Raw genomic sequence first — 15,379 nt, forward strand, 5'->3', positions numbered from 1 at the left:
GGCGGATCAGCCCTTCTCCTTGTAGTACCGCGCGGCCCCGGGGTGCAGGCCGACCGGGGCCACCTGCTGGCCCATGGCCGGGTCGAGCTTCTCGGCCTCCGGGTGCACCTTCGCCAGCTCGGCCTTCTTCTCGAACAGGGTCTTGGTGATGTCGTAGGCGAGCTGCTCGCTCATCGAGTCGGGCACCAGCAGCACGTTGGCGATGCCGACGGTCTGGAGCTTGCCGGACAGCTTGTAGGTGGCGGACATGTCCACGTTCAGCGCCACGTACTGCTGGCCGTACGTGGACTGCATCTTCGCCAGCACGTCGCTGGTGTCGAGCATCTTCATGTCCGGCTTGCTGGTGGCCAGGTCGGTGATGCCGGCGGTGGGCAGGCCGCCGACCCAGAAGAACGCGTCGATCGTGTCGTCCTTGACCGCCTGGACGGACTCGTTGATCGACAGCTGCTGCTTGGTGATGTCGGTGTCGGGATCGAGCCCGGCGGCCTCCAGCATGCGCCTGGCCACGACCTGGGTGCCGGAGTTGGCGGGGCCGAGCGAGACGCGCTTGCCCTTCAGGTCGGCGACCTTGGTGGCCTCGACGCCGGGGGCGACCACGACGTGCGTGTAGTTGTCGTAGATGCGGGCGATGGCCTTGACGGGCTGCTTGGCGGTGAAGGTGTCCTTGCCGTTCACCGCGTCGGCGGCCGTGTCGGACTGGGAGAACCCGATGTGCGCCTTGCCGGAGGCCAGCAGCTTGATGTTCTCGACGGAGGCCGAGGTGACGGACGCGGTGGCCCGGGTGTTGGCGATGTTGGCCGAGAGCTGCTGGGCCAGGCCGCCGCCGTAGACGTAGTAGACGCCGGTCGTGCCGCCGGTGGCGATCGACAGCCGGTTGCCCGAGCCGCCGCCGGCGCCACCGCCGCCGCAGCCCGCGGCCGCCAGGACGGCGGCGGCGACGATCGTGAGAATCCGCTTCACGCTGTTCTCCTTCTCCTGCTTCTGATGAGGTGCACGGCGGCGGCCACGCCGAGTACGGCCAGGCCGGCGACGATGGGGACGGGCTCGAGGAACAGCAGCAGCACCGCGGCGACCGCGGCCAGCAGCCGCTCGGGCCAGCCGGCCAGCCCGCCCGTGGCCATGGCCAGCGCGGCCACCGCGACGGCGGAGACCGCGGTCATCAGCAGCACGGTGCCGATCGGACCCTGGAAGAGCAGCGCCTGCCCGTTGGGCGTCAGCACGAAGGCGAACGGCACCAGGAACGCCGGCAAGGTGTAACGCCAGGTCATCATCATGGTCTTGTACGTGTTGCCGCCGGTGATCGCGGCCGCCGCGACCGCGGACAGCGCCGTGGGCGGGCTCACCTCCGACAGCACCGCGTAGTAGAAGACGAACATGTACGCCTCGGGCCTGGTGACGCCGAGGTCGAAGAGCGCCGGCCCGATGATCACGGCGGCGATGATGAAGCTGGCCGTCACCGGCACGGCCAGGCCCAGCAGCAGCACCGCGACGGCCGCCATGACGGTGGTGATGATCAGGTTGCCGGCGCCGATGTCCACGATGATGTCGGCCAGGTTCTGGCCGAGCCCGGTCAGCGTGATCGAGCCCACGATGATGCCCGCCGCCGCGCAGACCGCGGTCACCGGCAGCACCTCCAGCGCGCCCTTGGCCAGCGCCTGCCCGATCCGCCTGGGCCCCATCCGATGCGCGGGGTCGAGGAACGACAGCAGGAACGCGACCGCCGTGGCGATCACGACCGACTGGAACGCCGACCGGTCCAGCGCCATCAGCACGACGATGAGGATCAGCGAGCTGAAGTGGTAGCCGAAGCGCAGCAGCAGCCGCCCGGCCCCGGGGGCGTCCACCTGCACGGCGTGGGTGCCGAAGCGGCGCGAGTCGATCTCGATGGCCAGGAAGATGCCGAGGTAGTACAGCAGCGTGGGGATCGTCGCGTAGAGCAGCACCTGGAGGTAGCTGACCCCGAGGTACTCGGCGATGATGAACGCCGCCGCGCCGAGCGTGGGCGGCGACAGGATGGCGCCGATGCCGCCGGCCGCGAGGATGCCGCCCGCGGGCTCCCTGGGGTAGCCGGCCCGCCGCAGCACGGGCCAGGCCACGCTGCCCAGGCTGACGGTGGTGGCCACGCCCGAGCCCGACACGGTGCCGAGCAGGAAGCCGGCCGTGGTGACGGTGCGGCCGGGGGCGGCGCGGGACTTGCGGAAGGCGGCGAAGCTCAGGTCGATGAAGAACTTGCTGGCGCCGGAGTAGTCGAGCACCGCGCCGTAAATGGTGAACAGGATGATGTAACTGGCCGCCACCTGCATCGGGACGCCGAAGAAGCCCTCGGTGCCGGTGTAGAGCTGCGACACGATTTGCCCGATATCAAACCCGATATGGCCGATGGTCCAATCGATCGGCAAATATGCACCGTAGTACGCATAAATCAGGAAAACGACGCAAATGATGGCGAAGGACCAGCCGACCGTGCGCCGTACCGCCTCCAGCAGCAGCACCGTCAGCACCACGCCCGCCACGATGTCCGCGTCCGACAGCGCCGCGCCCGAACCCCGGTCGCGGAACGCGTCGATGTCCAGCAGCGGGTAGACCAGCACCGCCAGCGACACCGCCGCCAGCGCCCAGTCGAGCACGCTCGGCCACTCCACCCGCGGCCCGTCCCCCAGGGGGACGGGCTCGGGCCGCCGCAGGAGGCGCCGCGCGTACGGCGCCATCCCGGAGCGGTAACAGAGGAAGACCAGCGGCAGCGCCACCGCCAGGAATGTCATCCGGTGCTCGATCGCCTCGACCGGCCGGAAGACCACCACCAGCGAATACGCGGAGAGCAGCCCGCCCACGACCCACACGCCGAGTTTGAGCGGCCCGCCCAATTGTCGTGCCGGACGTTCCTGCTCGTGGGCCGAGACCAGCTCTGCCTCTCGGTCGCTCAGCTCGGTCAAGTGCGTCCTCCCCGACACGGCGTTGCAGGGACTTTACGAGCCTTTTACTTGATCAGGGAAGCCTCTGTTACGCATTTGATTTCCGCTCGTCAGCCGAACGGTCGTGATCGCGCGGCCAGCCGCTCGATCGGCACCTCCCCCGCCTGGCTCCCGTCGCGCAGCCGCACCGCCGCCCGCCCGCCGGCCACCTCACGCGGCCCCACCACGAGCTGGTACGGCACCAGCCGGTGCGCCCTGATCCTGGCCCCGAGGCTGCCCCGGTCGGCGGGCACCAGCTCGGCCCGCAGCCCGGCCGCCACGCACCGGCGCAGCACCTCCTCGGCGCCGGCCCCTTCGGCGTCCGACAGCGGCAGCACCACCGCCTGCACCGGGGCCAGCCAGGCGGGGAAGGCGCCGCCGTGCACCTCGATGAGGTGCGCGACCAGCCGCTCGATGCCGCCGACCACGCTGCGGTGCACCATCACCGGCCGCTCGCCGCCCACGTAGCGCAGGTCGAAGCGCTCGGGCTGGAAGTAGTCAACCTGGACGGTCGACAGGGTCGACTCGCGGCCGGCCGGGTCGGCGATCTGGATGTCGATCTTCGGGCCGTAGAAGGCGCCCTCGCCGCGTTCCTCGTCGTAGGGGCGGCCCCGTTCCTTCAGCACGTCCCGCAGGACCGACTCCGAGCGCGCCCACATGGCCGGGTCGTCCACGAACTTCTCACCCTCGCCGCGCAGCGACAGCCGGTAGCGCGCGGCCCGGATGCCGAGCCGCTCGTGCGCGGCCTCGATCAGGTCGAGCGCGGCCGACACCTCGGCGGCGGCCTGCTCGGGCGCGCAGAACACGTGCCCGTCGTTGAGCTGGATCGCTCGCACCCTGGTCAGCCCGCCCAGCACGCCCGACAGCTCCGAGCGGTACATGCCGCCCAGCTCGGCGATGCGCAGCGGCAGCTCGCGGTGGCTGCGCTGCCGGGAGCGGTAGACGATCGCGTGGTGCGGGCACAGGCTGGGCCGCAGCACGAACTCCTCCCCGCCCACCATCATGGGCGGGAACATGTCCTCGGCGTAGTGGGCCCAGTGCCCCGATCGTTCGTACAGCTCGCGTTTGCCGAGCACCGGCGAGTTGACGTGCTGGTAGCCGTTGCGGCGTTCCAGCTCGTACACGTAGTCCTCGACGGCCTTGCGCACGGCCGCGCCCGCGGGCAGCCAGTACGGCAGGCCGGCGCCGATCAGCGGATCGGTGTCGAAGATGCCCAGCTCACGGCCGAGCCTGCGATGGTCGTTCATGATCATCCTCTCCGTGGAAAGGGCGAACGACCAGCACTCCCGGGCGTCCGCCCGGGAAGCATGGATTCAGCGCGCCGGGACGGTGTCCGGCGTCGTCGTGACGGAGGCGCGCTGCATGTGCACGACCATAGCACGCGGGCCTCGCGTAGATCTTCGGCGTTGAAAACGTCAAATGATATAAAAGCCCCGTGGCCCAGATCACCGTGGACGTGCGCCAGCTCCAGGCGTTCGCCGAGGTCGGCTACCAGGTGGCGGGCGGCGGGGGCGCGCACGGGGCGATGGCGGCGCTGCGCCGCGTGGTCCCGCTCGACGCCTACGAGTTCGTCGCGTACGACCCCGCCACCGGGCGGCACCACAGCGTGGTCTCCGACGGTCATCCGCGCATCGACGGCGACGCGGCCGAGGAGTACGCCGGGCTGGCGGCGTACCGCAAGGCGATCGCCACCCGGGCGCCGGTCCCCATGCCGGAGCCGGACACCGAGCGGTACTTCCGCCGCCACCTCGCCCCCTACGGCTGGCGGGCCGGGCTGACGGCGCCGCTGTTCCTGAGGGAGGGCCGCTACACGGGGCTGCTGCACCTGGCGTCCAGGGAGGCGTTCCCGCGGCTCACGGGCGCGCTGGTGGCGGCGGTCAGCCCGATGCTGGCGCACGTCACCGACCTGAGCAGGTGCGTGATCGACCCGGTGGGGCTGCCGCCCGGCTTCCGCGCGGTCGCCTACGACCGGGTCGGCACGCGGCGCGAGGTGCCGGGGCACGAGGTCTCGGCCGCGCTGTGGGACGATCCGGCGATGGCCGCGTACGCGCGGGCGTTCATCGACTCGCGCGAGCTGAGCCGGCACGGGCTCTGGCCGGGCCCCGGCGGGCGGTGGCACGAGGTGCGGCTGCTGCGGGCCGGCGTCGGGTTCCAGGGGACGCTGCAGGGGGCTGTGGCGGCCGAGCGGCGCTGCCGCCTGCCGTACGACCTGACGGGGCGGGAGGTGGACGTGCTGACCCGGGTGGCGGCGGGTGACTCCAACCCGCAGATCGCGGCCGCGCTCGTGCTCAGCGTCCGGACCGTCACCACGCATCTGGAGCACATCTTCGCCAAGCTGGGCTGCGACAGCCGCACCCGCCTGACCACCAAGGCCCTGGCCGAGGGCCTGTGCCGCCTCGACCTCTGACAGGGATCAAGGCGCCCGGCTCACCGGTCCCGGCTCACCACCAGCCCCACCAGCGCCTGCGGCGACGACGGCAGCGACGGCGGCGCCACCAGCGCCCCCGGCAGCCTCCTCCTTCGTGGAAGCCCGATATTCCGGCCATGACTCCTCCCCTGCATCATCACTCCCTCACTCACACGATAGGCACGTAAATCACCCCAGACCATGACATATCCACTGATTTCGCCGGGCTTTGACGGCGACTTCACCACGTCAACCAAGACCTGACCCGGCCCTCGCCCACCCGCTTCCGAAAAGTAGGGATAAAAAGTTCCGGGGGCGTGTCCTTCCGCGCTCGTCCCGTTCGTGGACATGGCGACGCGGCACTCAGGCCGCAACGAGACAGGGAGACAGGACATGAAGTACATGCTGCTGATCAACAGCGCCGCCGCCGAGAGCGACACCGAGCCGGCCTCGTTCGAGGAGTGGGTGGCCTACGACAAGTCCGTCAGGGAGTCGGGCGTGTACGTCGCGGGCGAGTCGCTCGCCGACCTCACCACCGCCACCACCGTCCGCGTGAACGCGTCGGGCGAGCGGACCGTCACCGACGGGCCGTTCGCCGAGACGCGGGAGATCCTCGGCGGCTTCTACGTCATCGACGTGCCCGACCTCGACGTCGCCCTCGACTGGGCGGCCCGCTGCCCGGGCGCGCGCGGCGGCGGCTCCATCGTGGTCCGCCCGGTCGCCGAGTTCGACTGAACCGCGTCCGACCGAGCCGCGTCCGACCGAGCCGCGTCCGACCCAGCCGAGTCCGACCCAGCCGAGTCCGACCGAGCCGAGTCCGACCGAGCCGAGTCCGAGTGAGCAGGGAGTGGTGATGGCGGGAGTGGGATCCTCCATCGAGGCGGTCTTCCGCGAGGAGCGGGGCCGGCTCCTCGCGGCCCTGGTGCGCCGCTTCGGCGACCTGGACCTGGCCGAGGAGGTCGCCTCGGACGCCATCGAGGCGGCGCTCGTGCACTGGCCGGCCGACGGCGTGCCGCCGAACCCGGGCGCGTGGCTGATGACCACCGCGCGCCGCCGGGCCGTCGATCGGCTGCGCCGCGACCGTACGTACGCGGCCCGCCTGGCCATCCTCCAGGTGGAGGCCGACCGCGCCGGTCCCGCGGCGCCCGCCGGCACCGGCTCGTCCGGCGAGCTGCCGGACGAGCGGCTGCAGCTCTTCTTCACCTGCGCCCACCCGGCTCTGCCCGCCGAGGACCGGGTGGCGCTGACGCTGCGCTGCCTGGCCGGGCTGACGACGCAGGAGGTCGCGCGCGCCTTCCTCCTGCCGCCCGCCACCATGGCCAAGCGCATCGTGCGGGCCAAGAAGAAGATCCGCGAGGCTCGCATCCCGTTCCGCGTGCCGGGCGCGGACGAGCTGCCCGAGCGGCTGCCCGGCGTGCTCCAGGTGATCTACTCCGTCTTCACCGAGGGGTACGCCGCCAGCACCGGCCCCGACCTGCAGCGGCCGGACCTGGCGGAGGAGGCCATCCGGCTGGCGCGCATCCTGCGCCGGCTGCTGCCGGGCGAGCGGGAGATCGCCGGACTGCTCGGCCTGATGCTGCTCGTGCACGCCCGCCACGAGGCCAGGATCGGCGCGGACGGCGAGCTGGTCCTGCTCGACGACCAGGACCGTTCCCGGTGGGACCGCACGATGATCGAGGAGGGGCAGGGCCTGGTGGTCGCCGCGCTCACCGGCGGCCCGCCCGGCCTGTACGGCGTGCAGGCCGCCATCGCCGCCCTGCACGACGAGGCCGCCGACCTGGCCACCACCGACTGGCCGCAGATCGTGGCCCTGTACGACGTGCTGCTCGCGCTCGCCCCGTCCCCGGTGATCGCGCTCAACCGGGCCGTGGCGGTGGCCATGCGCGACGGCGCCGAGGCCGGGCTCGCGCTGCTCGACGAGCTGGCCGGGGAGCCGCGGCTGCGCGGATACCACCCGTACCCGACGGCGCGCGGCGACCTGCTGCACCGGCTCGGCCGCCACCGCGCCGCCGCCGACGCCTACCGCCAGGCCCTCGGCTGGGCGGGCACGGAGCCCGAGCGCGCGCACCTGCGCCGCAGGCTGGAGACCTGCTCAGGAGAGGGCGACGACTAGCCCCCTGACCTCGTCAGGGGCTGGTCCTCCGACCTCGGGAGGGCGACAACGAGGCCGCGGATCTCGTATCCCCCGATGTCGTTGTTGAACGTCACCCTCGGGGCCCGCGCCATCCGGACCCCCTCCATGGCCAGGAGCCGGGTCAGGAAGACGTCGGTCTCGAGGATCGCGACGCCGGAACCGGGGCACTTGTGCGGGCCGTCGCCGAACGCCAGCGCCGCGGCCCCCGTACCGTCGCCCACGGGCCGGCCAGGCCGCACCGCCAGCGGCTCGGCGCCCACGGCGGCGGGATCGGTGTTCGCCGCGTCGACCAGCACCTCCACCAGCGCGCCCGCCGGCACCGTGACCGGCCCGCCGGCGCCGGGCAGCTCGATCGCGGCCGTCGTGCGCCGCCGCAGCCGGGACACCACCGGCTCCAGCCGTACGATCTCGTGCAGCACGGCCAGCCGCTCCGGCTCGTCCGCCTCCCGGTAGCGGGCCATCAGCGCGTCGTCGGTGAACAGGTGCCACGCCGCCACGCAGATGAACTCCCGGGTGGTCACCATCCCGGCCGCCGCGAACGTCAGGCACTCGCCGAGGATCTCCGCCGCCGAGCAGCCGTCGTCCAGCAGGTGCGAGATGAGGTCGTCGCGCGGCTCGCGGCGGTGGTCGCGGATCGCCGGGCGCACGTCGGCCAGGTAGACGCGCAGCCAGTTGACGTTCTGCCTGACGGTCCAGTAGAGGCCGTGGAGGCTGGTCAGGCCCGGCCGGCCGTACTTCTCGGGGAAGAAGCGCTCCAGCCGCTCGCGGATGCCCGGCCTGCCGGAGGTGAGCCCGATGATCGCGCTCGCCACCTCGATCGCCATCCCGAAGCTCAGCTCGGACAGCTGTGCCTCGCCCGCCGCCCGCAGCTTCGCCAGCTGCTTGTCCGCGACCTCCGCCATCAGCCCGCGATACCGCTCGTCCACGCGGCGGGGCGTGAAGAACCGCGCCGTCTGCCGCCGATCCTCACGGTGCTCGGGACCGTCCCGGTACAACACCGGCCGCCGGACCCTGGCCGGCAGCTTCTCCACCGTCTCCACACCCAGCCCGGCCTGGACGGTCGCCTCGCTGCGCAGCACGGCGCGGGCCGCCGCGAGGCCGCTCACCTGCCAGGTGCCGTCGTCCGCCCGCTGGACCGGGCAGGTCCGCCGCGGCCCCGCGCCTGGCCGCTCGACCTTCCGGTCGTCGCCATCGTCCCGACTCACGCTGACCATGGTCCTTCGGGACCGGCCGCGGATCAAGACGGCTGGACGGCCAGGCGGGCGGGCACCCGTTCCTTCAGGCACTCGAACCAGACCGTCGTCGACCCGGCCTCCCGGATGAACCCCCACCGGTGGCTGAGCGCCTCGATCAACGGCAGGCCGCGGCCGCTGGTGGCCTGCGTGCTCGTACGGCACACGCACGGCGGCTCCTCCGACCCTCCGTCCGCCACGAACACCCGCACCGCCGTCGCCGAGCTGGCCACGCTCACCGTGAACGAGCCCCCGGCGCCGGACTTGGTGTGCAGGATCGCGTTCGTGGCCAGCTCGCTGGTGAGCAGCGCCACGTCGTCGTAGAGCGGATGGTCGCGGCCGAGCGCCGCGGTGACGAGCTCCCTCGCCCTGGCCACCTGGGACGGCATCCCCGGCAACCTGGCCACGAGATCACCGCCGCCGGTCTGATCGTCCCCGTCCACGTGGTGCGAGTCCGGCGGTGCCACGGTGACCTCCCCCAAATCCGGTGCCGTTATGAGACGTCCCGGAGGGCACCCGGAGATTATCGCGAAAAGGTAGGAATGACCTTTCCCGAGGTCGCCTGCACGCCCCGGTTCACCGACCGAGTACGCTGCGATCGACGAGTCGTCTAGGCCCGTGGGGGAGCAGGAGGTCGCGTGAGCAGCCTGGAGGCCGTCTGGACGCAGCCGTACGAGCGGCCGGGGGCGGCGGTCGTGACCGGTGTCTTCGACATTCTGCACGTGGGCCACGTGCGCTACCTGGGCGCCGTGGCGGCGCGCGGGCTGCCGCTGATCGTGGGCGTCGAGGACGATCCGCGCGTGCGCGCGTGGAAGGGGCCGACCCGACCGTTCAACCCATCGGCGGAGCGCGCCGAGGTCCTGGCCGCGCTCCGCTTCGTCACCGGCGTCTTCATCGTGACCGGACCACCCGAGGCGCACGGCCCGGAGGACTACATCGACCTCCTGGCCCCGATGCGCCCGGCGGCCCTCGCCCACACGGCGGGCGACCCCCACGCGGGCGCCCGCGCCGCGGCGGCGGCGATCCTGGGGGCCGAGTGCTGGGAGATGAACGCCATCCCCGACCGCTCGACCACCCGCATCGTCAACGCGGCCGGCAAGGGCTGACCCACCCGCCCCGACACGCGCGCGGGGCACCCGCTGCAGGGCCCGGCACGGGCGCGGGAATCGCCCGTCACACGGCCCCTCCCGGTGTGCGGGGGTGCCCGCCGCCCGGGCCCCCGCATGCGCGGAGGGGCGCCCGCCGCGCCGCCCGACGCGTGCAGCGAACACCCGCCGCCCTCCCCTGCGCCGGGTCGGCGGGACGGTGTGCGGCGCGGCCCGGCGCAACACGCACGGCGCCCGAGCCAGCACAGGCCGGCCCAGGCTCCCGGGACAGGACCTCGCCAAGAGACGGCGCGGGCCGGCACGGGGCAGCGCCGGACGGGACGGGGCAGCGCCGGACGGCGCGGGGCGGCGGCGCGTCAGTCGGCCTCGGCGCTGCCGTCCACGCGGAGCTTGCGGCGCGCCCGCTCGTAGAACGTGGTCCCCAACCGCACCACCTTCGCGGCCCCCGGCCACGCCGACACCGTGACGCTGTCCCCCGGCGACAGGTGCCCCATCACGGCCCCATCGACCTCCACGGCCAGCCGCCCGCTGCTGGGCAGCACCTGGAGCGTCACCTCCTCGTCCGCCGGCAGTACCAGCGCCCGGTTGAAGGCCGAGTGGGCGGCGGCGGCCACCACCAGCACCGCCTCCACCCGCGGCGACACGATGGGCCCGCCGGCGGAGAAGCTGTAGGCCGTGGACCCCGTGGAGGTGGCCACGATGACGGCGTCGGCGGAGTAGCGGACGAAGGGGCTGCCCGACGGGGTGACGGACACGGCCGCCAGCCCGTCACCGGGGGTGCGGACGAGCGCGATGTCGTTGAACGCCGTCACCTCCACCCCCGCCAGCGAGCTGCGGATCGCCATGCGCGGCTCGATCGTGTACGCGTGCTCGTCGATCGCCGTCAGCGTGCCCGCCAGCTCGTCCACGTCGATCTCGGCGAGGAAGCCGAGCCGCCCCAGGTTCACCCCCAGGATGGGCGTCGGCCGCCCGGCGAGCAGCCGCATCGTGCGCAGCATCGTGCCGTCGCCGCCCAGCCCGACGAGCAGGTCGGCCCGCTCCACCAGGGTGGCGGCGTCCACGGGGACGGCGGTGCAGTCGATGCGGCCCACCTCCTCGGGCAGGCCGAGCACGGTGGCGCCCTTGCCGGCGGCCCACCGCAGGATCGTGTCTATCGCTTTCTTGGAGTCGCGCTGCGGATGCAGTACCAGCCCGACCGTCCCGACCATGCCCATGCCGCCCACACTACGACCACCCGATTCACGGGAACGCCAGGGGGCGCGGGTGGCGATAACGTCGTGCCCATGCGGCTTCACGTGGGATGCGCGATGTGGACACATGCGCGCTGGCAAGGACGGTACCTGCCCGGCCACCTCGGCCCCGGTGACCGCCTGCGTGCCTACGCCACCTGGTGCGACGCGGTGGAGGGCAACACGACGTTCTACGCCACCCCGTCCAGGGCCGCGGTCGAGTCGTGGGCGGCGCAGACGTCCGACGACTTCCGCTTCGTGATCAAGCTGCCGAAGCCGATCACGCACGAGCGCCGCCTGGTGGGCGCGGAGGCGGAGGTGGCGGCGTTCCTGGAGGCGATGGAGCCGCTGGGGCCGCGGGTGCACGCCTTCTGGATCCAGCTGCCCGGCTCCTTCTCCCCCGCCGACGCCGGCACGCTGGCGGCGTTCCTGAGGAGGCTCCCGCGGGAGCACCGGTACGCCGTGGAGGTCCGTCACCGCGCGTTCTTCGAGGATGAGCGCGCCGAGCGCCTGCTGGAGCGCGTCCTGGCCCCGGTGGACGCGGAGTGGGTGCCGTTCGACACCACGGTCATGTTCGCCTCTCCGCCCACCAGCGACGCCGAGCGCGACGCGTGGACGAAGAAGCCGCGCGTGCCGCGCCGCACCCGCGCGCTGACCGCCCGCCCGATCGTGCGCTACCTGGGGCGCGACGCCGAGAAGCACACGGTCGAGGGCTGGCGGCCGTGGGTGGAGCAGGTGACGCGGTGGCTGCGCGAGGGCAGGGAGCCGACCGTGTTCGTGCACACCCCGGACAACGCCGACGCGCTGCGGCTGGCCCGCCGCTTCCACGACGAGGTACGCGCCGGCGTTCCCGAGCTGGAGCCGCTGCCCGACCCGATGCCGGACGGCCCGGCACCGGACGAGCCCCTGACCCTCTTCTAGCGGACGAGGCAGGGCCGCTTCGGGTCGAAGACCCAGCCCTCCACGAGGAACCGCATGGCGACGGAGTCGTCGCGGGCGCCGAGCCCGTGGCGCAGGTAGAGCTCGTGGGCCGCGGCCAGGGCGTCGCGGTCGAGCTCGACGCCGAGGCCGGGCGTGGCGGGCACGTCGATCGCGCCGCCGGTGATCTGGAACGGCTTGGTGGTGAGCGCCTGGCCGTCCTGCCAGATCCAGTGCGTGTCCAGCGCCGTGATGTCGCCCGGCGCGGCGGCCCCGACGTGCGTGAACATGGCCAGCGAGATGTCGAAGTGGTTGTTGGAGTGCGAGCCCCACGTCAGCCCGAAGTCGTGGCAGAGCTGGGCGACGCGGACCGATCCCGCCATGGTCCAGAAGTGCGGGTCGGCGAGGGGGATGTCCACGGCGTCGGAGCGGATGGCGTGGGCCATCTCCCGCCAGTCGGTGGCGATCATGTTGGTGGCGGTCGGCAGGCCGGTGGCGCGCCGGAACTCGGCCATCGTCTCCCGCCCCGAGAAGCGCCCCTCGGCGCCGCACGGGTCCTCGGCGTAGGCGAGCACGCCGCCGAGGCCGCGGCAGAGCCGTACGGCGTCGGACAGCAGCCAGCCGCCGTTGGGGTCGAGCGTCACGCGTGCTTCGGGGAAGCGGGCGGCCAGCGCCCTGACCGCCTCGACCTCGTCCTCGCCGGGCAGCACGCCGCCCTTGAGCTTGAAGTCGGTGAAGCCGTAGCGCTCCCGCGCGGCCTCGGCCAGCGCGACGACGGCGTCGGGGGTGAGGGCCTCGCGGCGGCGCAGCCTGGACCAGGCGTCGTCGCCGCCGTCGTCCACCAGGTACGGCAGGTCGGTCCTGCCGGGGTCGCCGACGTAGAACAGGTAGCCGAGCATCGGCACCCGGTCGCGCTGCCGTCCCTCGCCGAGCAGGTCTGCCACGGGCAGGCCGAGGTACTGGCCGTGCAGGTCGAGCAGGGACGACTCCAGGCCGGTGACAGCGTGGACGGTGGTCCGCAGGTCGAAGGTCTGCAGGCCGCGCCCGCCGGCGTCCCTGGCGGCGAACCGCTCGGACACCGACCGCAGCAGCGACCGGTAGCGGGCCACCGGCCGGCCGGTCAGCAGCTCGGCGGCCTCCTCGATGGTCCGCCTGATGGCCTCGCCGCCGGGCACCTCGCCGAGCCCGGTGCGCCCGTCGGAGTCGGTGACGATGACGACGTTGCGGGTGAAGAACGGGCCGTGGGCGCCGCTGAGGTTGAGCAGCATGCTGTCGTACCCGGCGACCGGGACGACCTCCACGCGCTGGATCGTGGGAGACACGTGAGGCCCCTAGCTGATCTTGTTGATGAGGGCGGTCAGCTCGGCGAGCTCGCCGTCCTTCAGGTTCGACAGCGGCGGGCGCACGGGGCCGGCCGGGCGGCCGACGGCGGCCAGTCCCGCCTTGATGATCGAGACGGCGTAGCCCTTGGTACGGTCGCGGATGTCCAGGTACGGCAGCACGAACTCGCGGATGCGCCGGTAGACGGCCTCGCGGTCCTGGGCGCGGACGTCGGCGTAGAAGTCGAGGGCGTACTGCGGGACGAAGTTGAAGATCGCCGAGGAGTACGTGCTCATGCCGAGCTGCAGCAGCGGCAGCGCGAACGTCTCGGCGGTGGGCAGGCCGCCGATGTAGGCCAGGCGGTCGCCGACGGAGGCGTAGATGCGGGTGAGGTTCTCGATGTTGCCGACGCCGTCCTTGAAGCCGATCAGCGTCTCGTTCCGCTCGGCCAGGGCCGCCACGGAGCGGTCGTTCAGCACGGCGTTGGCGCGGCTGTAGACGATCACGCCGAGGCCGCTGGCGCGGCAGACCGCGGAGACGTGCTCGACCAGGCCCTCCTGGCCGGCCTCCGTGAGGTACGGGGGCATGAGGAGGATGCCGTCGGCGCCGGCGGCCTCGGCCGCCCTGGCCTGGGCGACGGCGCTGGCGGTGCCGCCGGTGGCGGGGGCCATGACCGGGACCTTGCCGTTCACCTCGCTCACCGCGGCGCGGACCACCCGGTCGATCTCCTCGGGGGTCAGCGAGAAGCCCTCGCCGGTGCCTCCCGCCGCGAACAGGCCGGCCACGGGGTACGAGCTCAGCCACGCCAGGTGGTCGCGGTAGGCCGCCTCGTCGAACTCCAGGTCCTGGGTGAAATGGGTGACGGGGAACGACAACAGACCGCTCTTGAGCTGTGTGGCGAGCTCCTGCGGGGAGTAATGGGGCATGGCGGACGCTCCTCGCTTCACTTGCGGCCGTGGGATTCTCCCGCACCGCCGGTAAGAACTGACGCCGACAGGCTAAGGAAGTGGGGCGATACTTGTCCAAGTGCGATTATGTATCCGGCGATACCCACAGAGCATCAACGCGCTTCCAGGTCCGGCAGCAGCTCCAGCACGCGGGCGAGCGCGGGGTTGGTGGACTCGCGGCTCCAGATGACGTGCAGCTCGACCGGCTCGCCGGTGCCCTCGTCGCCGTCCAGGGGGTCGCCGCCGCCGCGTACGAGGTCGCAGAAGGCGATGCCGTCCACGCCGAGCGAGCGCGCGCTCGCGGGTGCCAGCGCCACGCCCCGGCCGGCCGCGACGAGCAGCACGGCGGTGAGGATCTGGTGGACCTGCTGCTCGATCCGGGGATGCGCGTTGGTCAGGAAGCGCACGGTCAGCTCGTGGAAGTAGCGTGACTGGACCGGGTTGTAGCTGATCACCGGCAGGCCGTCGAAGTCGTCGGGCGCCAGCGGCCGGCCGAGGTCGGCCAGCGGGTGGCCGAGCGGCACGGCGGCGCACAGCGGCTCGCGGAAGACGACGCGGGAGTCGAGCGTGTCGATGTCGAACGGCGGGCGGGCCAGGCCCAGGTCGAGCTCGCCGCGCAGCAGGCCGTCCACCTGACCGGCGGTCACCCGCTCGTGCAGGATGACGTCGATCTCCGGGAGCTGCTCCGACAGCCGCCGCAGCAGCGCGCCGAGCATGCTGATGGCCGAGACGGCGGTGAACCCCAGCCGTACGGTGCCCGCCGCGCCGCTGGCGATCCGGCGCGCCCGGTCGCCGGCGGTGTCGACGAGGGAGAGCATGCGGCGGGCGTCGTCCAGGAATCCGCGGCCGGCGTCGGTGAGCACCACGCGCCGGTTGTCCCGTTCCAGCAGCGTCACGCCGATCACGCGCTCCAGCTTCTGGATGTGCCTGCTCAGCGGGGGCTGGGTCATGCGCAGCCGATCAGCGGCGCGACCGAAGTGCAGCTCCTCGGCGACCGCTACGAAAGCCCGGATCTGATCGAGTGTTAGCATGATGCAGGAAGAGTATCACTCGATACCGAATTAAGCCTGGACAGGCATCGAGGCTGGTCCATAGTCTCCGGAGACTACAGAGCGGAAACCTTGCCGTAACCTTA

General features: G+C 72.5%; 15 protein-coding genes. 5 read left to right on the forward strand and 10 right to left on the reverse strand.

Going from position 1 to position 15,379, the window contains the following annotated elements; genetic code table 11:
• Positions 1-6 precede the first annotated feature (6 nt).
• The 3 genes from HD593_RS36600 to thrS all read right to left on the reverse strand — a co-directional run bounded on the left by HD593_RS36600 (position 7) and on the right by thrS (position 4,264).
• Positions 7-960, reverse strand: a complete 954-nt coding sequence (locus HD593_RS36600; protein WP_185106496.1) for a TAXI family TRAP transporter solute-binding subunit — start codon at positions 958-960, stop codon at positions 7-9.
• Entirely contained in the window at positions 957-2,933 is a 1,977-nt protein-coding gene (locus HD593_RS36605) for a TRAP transporter permease (protein WP_221525169.1), read from the reverse strand. Before HD593_RS36605 ends, HD593_RS36600 begins: the two co-directional genes overlap by 4 nt.
• 89 nt (positions 2,934-3,022) lie before the next feature.
• A complete protein-coding gene (gene thrS / locus HD593_RS36610) occupies positions 3,023-4,264 on the reverse strand; it encodes a threonine--tRNA ligase (RefSeq protein ID WP_312904467.1) in 1,242 nt (413 codons plus the stop codon).
• 122 nt (positions 4,265-4,386) lie between these two features.
• Here thrS and HD593_RS64635 point away from each other — a divergent pair, with 122 nt between their 5' ends.
• Positions 4,387-5,358: a helix-turn-helix transcriptional regulator gene (locus tag HD593_RS64635; protein ID WP_185106499.1), complete on the forward strand. Its 972-nt coding sequence runs from the start codon at positions 4,387-4,389 to the stop codon at positions 5,356-5,358.
• Between the two features lie 20 nt (positions 5,359-5,378).
• Here HD593_RS64635 and HD593_RS36620 read toward each other — a convergent pair whose 3' ends face one another.
• The gene (locus tag HD593_RS36620) at positions 5,379-5,615 is read right to left on the reverse strand and encodes a hypothetical protein (protein ID WP_185106500.1); all 237 of its coding nucleotides are present in this window, start codon (positions 5,613-5,615) and stop codon (positions 5,379-5,381) included.
• Between the two features lie 136 nt (positions 5,616-5,751).
• Between HD593_RS36620 and HD593_RS36625 the strand changes: the two genes are divergently transcribed.
• Both HD593_RS36625 and HD593_RS36630 read left to right on the forward strand, forming a co-directional pair.
• Complete coding sequence (locus HD593_RS36625; RefSeq protein WP_185106501.1) at positions 5,752-6,093, forward strand: YciI family protein; 342 nt, start codon at positions 5,752-5,754, stop codon at positions 6,091-6,093.
• 118 nt (positions 6,094-6,211) lie between these two features.
• Positions 6,212-7,471, forward strand: coding sequence for an RNA polymerase sigma factor (locus HD593_RS36630; protein WP_185106502.1), 1,260 nt, complete (start codon positions 6,212-6,214; stop codon positions 7,469-7,471).
• On the opposite strand, the gene HD593_RS64640 is transcribed toward HD593_RS36630, so the two are convergent.
• Both HD593_RS64640 and HD593_RS36640 read right to left on the reverse strand, forming a co-directional pair.
• The gene (locus HD593_RS64640) at positions 7,468-8,697 is read right to left on the reverse strand and encodes a cytochrome P450 (protein ID WP_221525170.1); all 1,230 of its coding nucleotides are present in this window, start codon (positions 8,695-8,697) and stop codon (positions 7,468-7,470) included. The genes HD593_RS36630 and HD593_RS64640 overlap by 4 nt on opposite strands.
• Positions 8,698-8,729: 32 nt before the next feature.
• Positions 8,730-9,191: an ATP-binding protein gene (locus HD593_RS36640; protein ID WP_312903953.1), complete on the reverse strand. Its 462-nt coding sequence runs from the start codon at positions 9,189-9,191 to the stop codon at positions 8,730-8,732.
• A gap of 171 nt (positions 9,192-9,362) precedes the next feature.
• Between HD593_RS36640 and HD593_RS36645 the strand changes: the two genes are divergently transcribed.
• Positions 9,363-9,830 carry an adenylyltransferase/cytidyltransferase family protein gene (locus tag HD593_RS36645; protein WP_185106504.1) on the forward strand — a complete coding sequence of 156 codons (468 nt, stop codon included), beginning with the start codon at positions 9,363-9,365 and terminating at the stop codon, positions 9,828-9,830.
• Between the two features lie 356 nt (positions 9,831-10,186).
• Here the strand turns inward: HD593_RS36645 and HD593_RS36650 are convergent, their stop codons facing one another.
• Positions 10,187-11,044 carry an NAD(+)/NADH kinase gene (locus HD593_RS36650; RefSeq protein ID WP_185106505.1) on the reverse strand — a complete coding sequence of 286 codons (858 nt, stop codon included), beginning with the start codon at positions 11,042-11,044 and terminating at the stop codon, positions 10,187-10,189.
• Between the two features lie 69 nt (positions 11,045-11,113).
• Here HD593_RS36650 and HD593_RS36655 point away from each other — a divergent pair, with 69 nt between their 5' ends.
• Entirely contained in the window at positions 11,114-11,980 is an 867-nt protein-coding gene (locus tag HD593_RS36655; RefSeq protein WP_185106506.1) for a DUF72 domain-containing protein, read from the forward strand.
• Here HD593_RS36655 and HD593_RS36660 read toward each other — a convergent pair.
• The 3 genes from HD593_RS36660 to HD593_RS36670 all read right to left on the reverse strand — a co-directional run bounded on the left by HD593_RS36660 (position 11,977) and on the right by HD593_RS36670 (position 15,275).
• The gene (locus HD593_RS36660) at positions 11,977-13,299 is read right to left on the reverse strand and encodes an enolase C-terminal domain-like protein (RefSeq protein WP_312903954.1); all 1,323 of its coding nucleotides are present in this window, start codon (positions 13,297-13,299) and stop codon (positions 11,977-11,979) included. The two genes, HD593_RS36655 and HD593_RS36660, sit on opposite strands and share 4 nt — an antisense overlap.
• 9 nt (positions 13,300-13,308) lie before the next feature.
• Positions 13,309-14,223, reverse strand: a complete 915-nt coding sequence (gene kdgD / locus HD593_RS36665) for a 5-dehydro-4-deoxyglucarate dehydratase (RefSeq protein WP_185106507.1) — start codon at positions 14,221-14,223, stop codon at positions 13,309-13,311.
• A gap of 134 nt (positions 14,224-14,357) precedes the next feature.
• On the reverse strand, positions 14,358-15,275 hold the full coding sequence (locus HD593_RS36670) for a LysR family transcriptional regulator (protein ID WP_185106508.1): 918 nt from the start codon (positions 15,273-15,275) through the stop codon (positions 14,358-14,360).
• Between the last annotated feature and the right edge of the window lie 104 nt (positions 15,276-15,379).

It is taken from the genome of Nonomuraea rubra (genome assembly GCF_014207985.1).
Taxonomy (GTDB): Bacteria; Actinomycetota; Actinomycetes; order Streptosporangiales; family Streptosporangiaceae; genus Nonomuraea; species Nonomuraea rubra.

Bases quoted from the DNA above. Each gene is read 5' to 3' on its own strand.
- HD593_RS36670 (WP_185106508.1), bottom strand. From the start codon at position 15,275: ATGCTAACACTCGATCAGATCCGGGCTTTCGTAGCGGTCGCCGAGGAG.
- kdgD (WP_185106507.1), bottom strand. From the start codon at position 14,223: ATGCCCCATTACTCCCCGCAGGAGCTCGCCACACAGCTCAAGAGCGGT.
- HD593_RS36625 (WP_185106501.1), top strand. From the start codon at position 5,752: ATGAAGTACATGCTGCTGATCAACAGCGCCGCCGCCGAGAGCGACACC.
- HD593_RS36655 (WP_185106506.1), top strand. From the start codon at position 11,114: ATGCGGCTTCACGTGGGATGCGCGATGTGGACACATGCGCGCTGGCAA.
- HD593_RS36650 (WP_185106505.1), bottom strand. From the start codon at position 11,044: ATGGGCATGGTCGGGACGGTCGGGCTGGTACTGCATCCGCAGCGCGAC.
- HD593_RS36630 (WP_185106502.1), top strand. From the start codon at position 6,212: ATGGCGGGAGTGGGATCCTCCATCGAGGCGGTCTTCCGCGAGGAGCGG.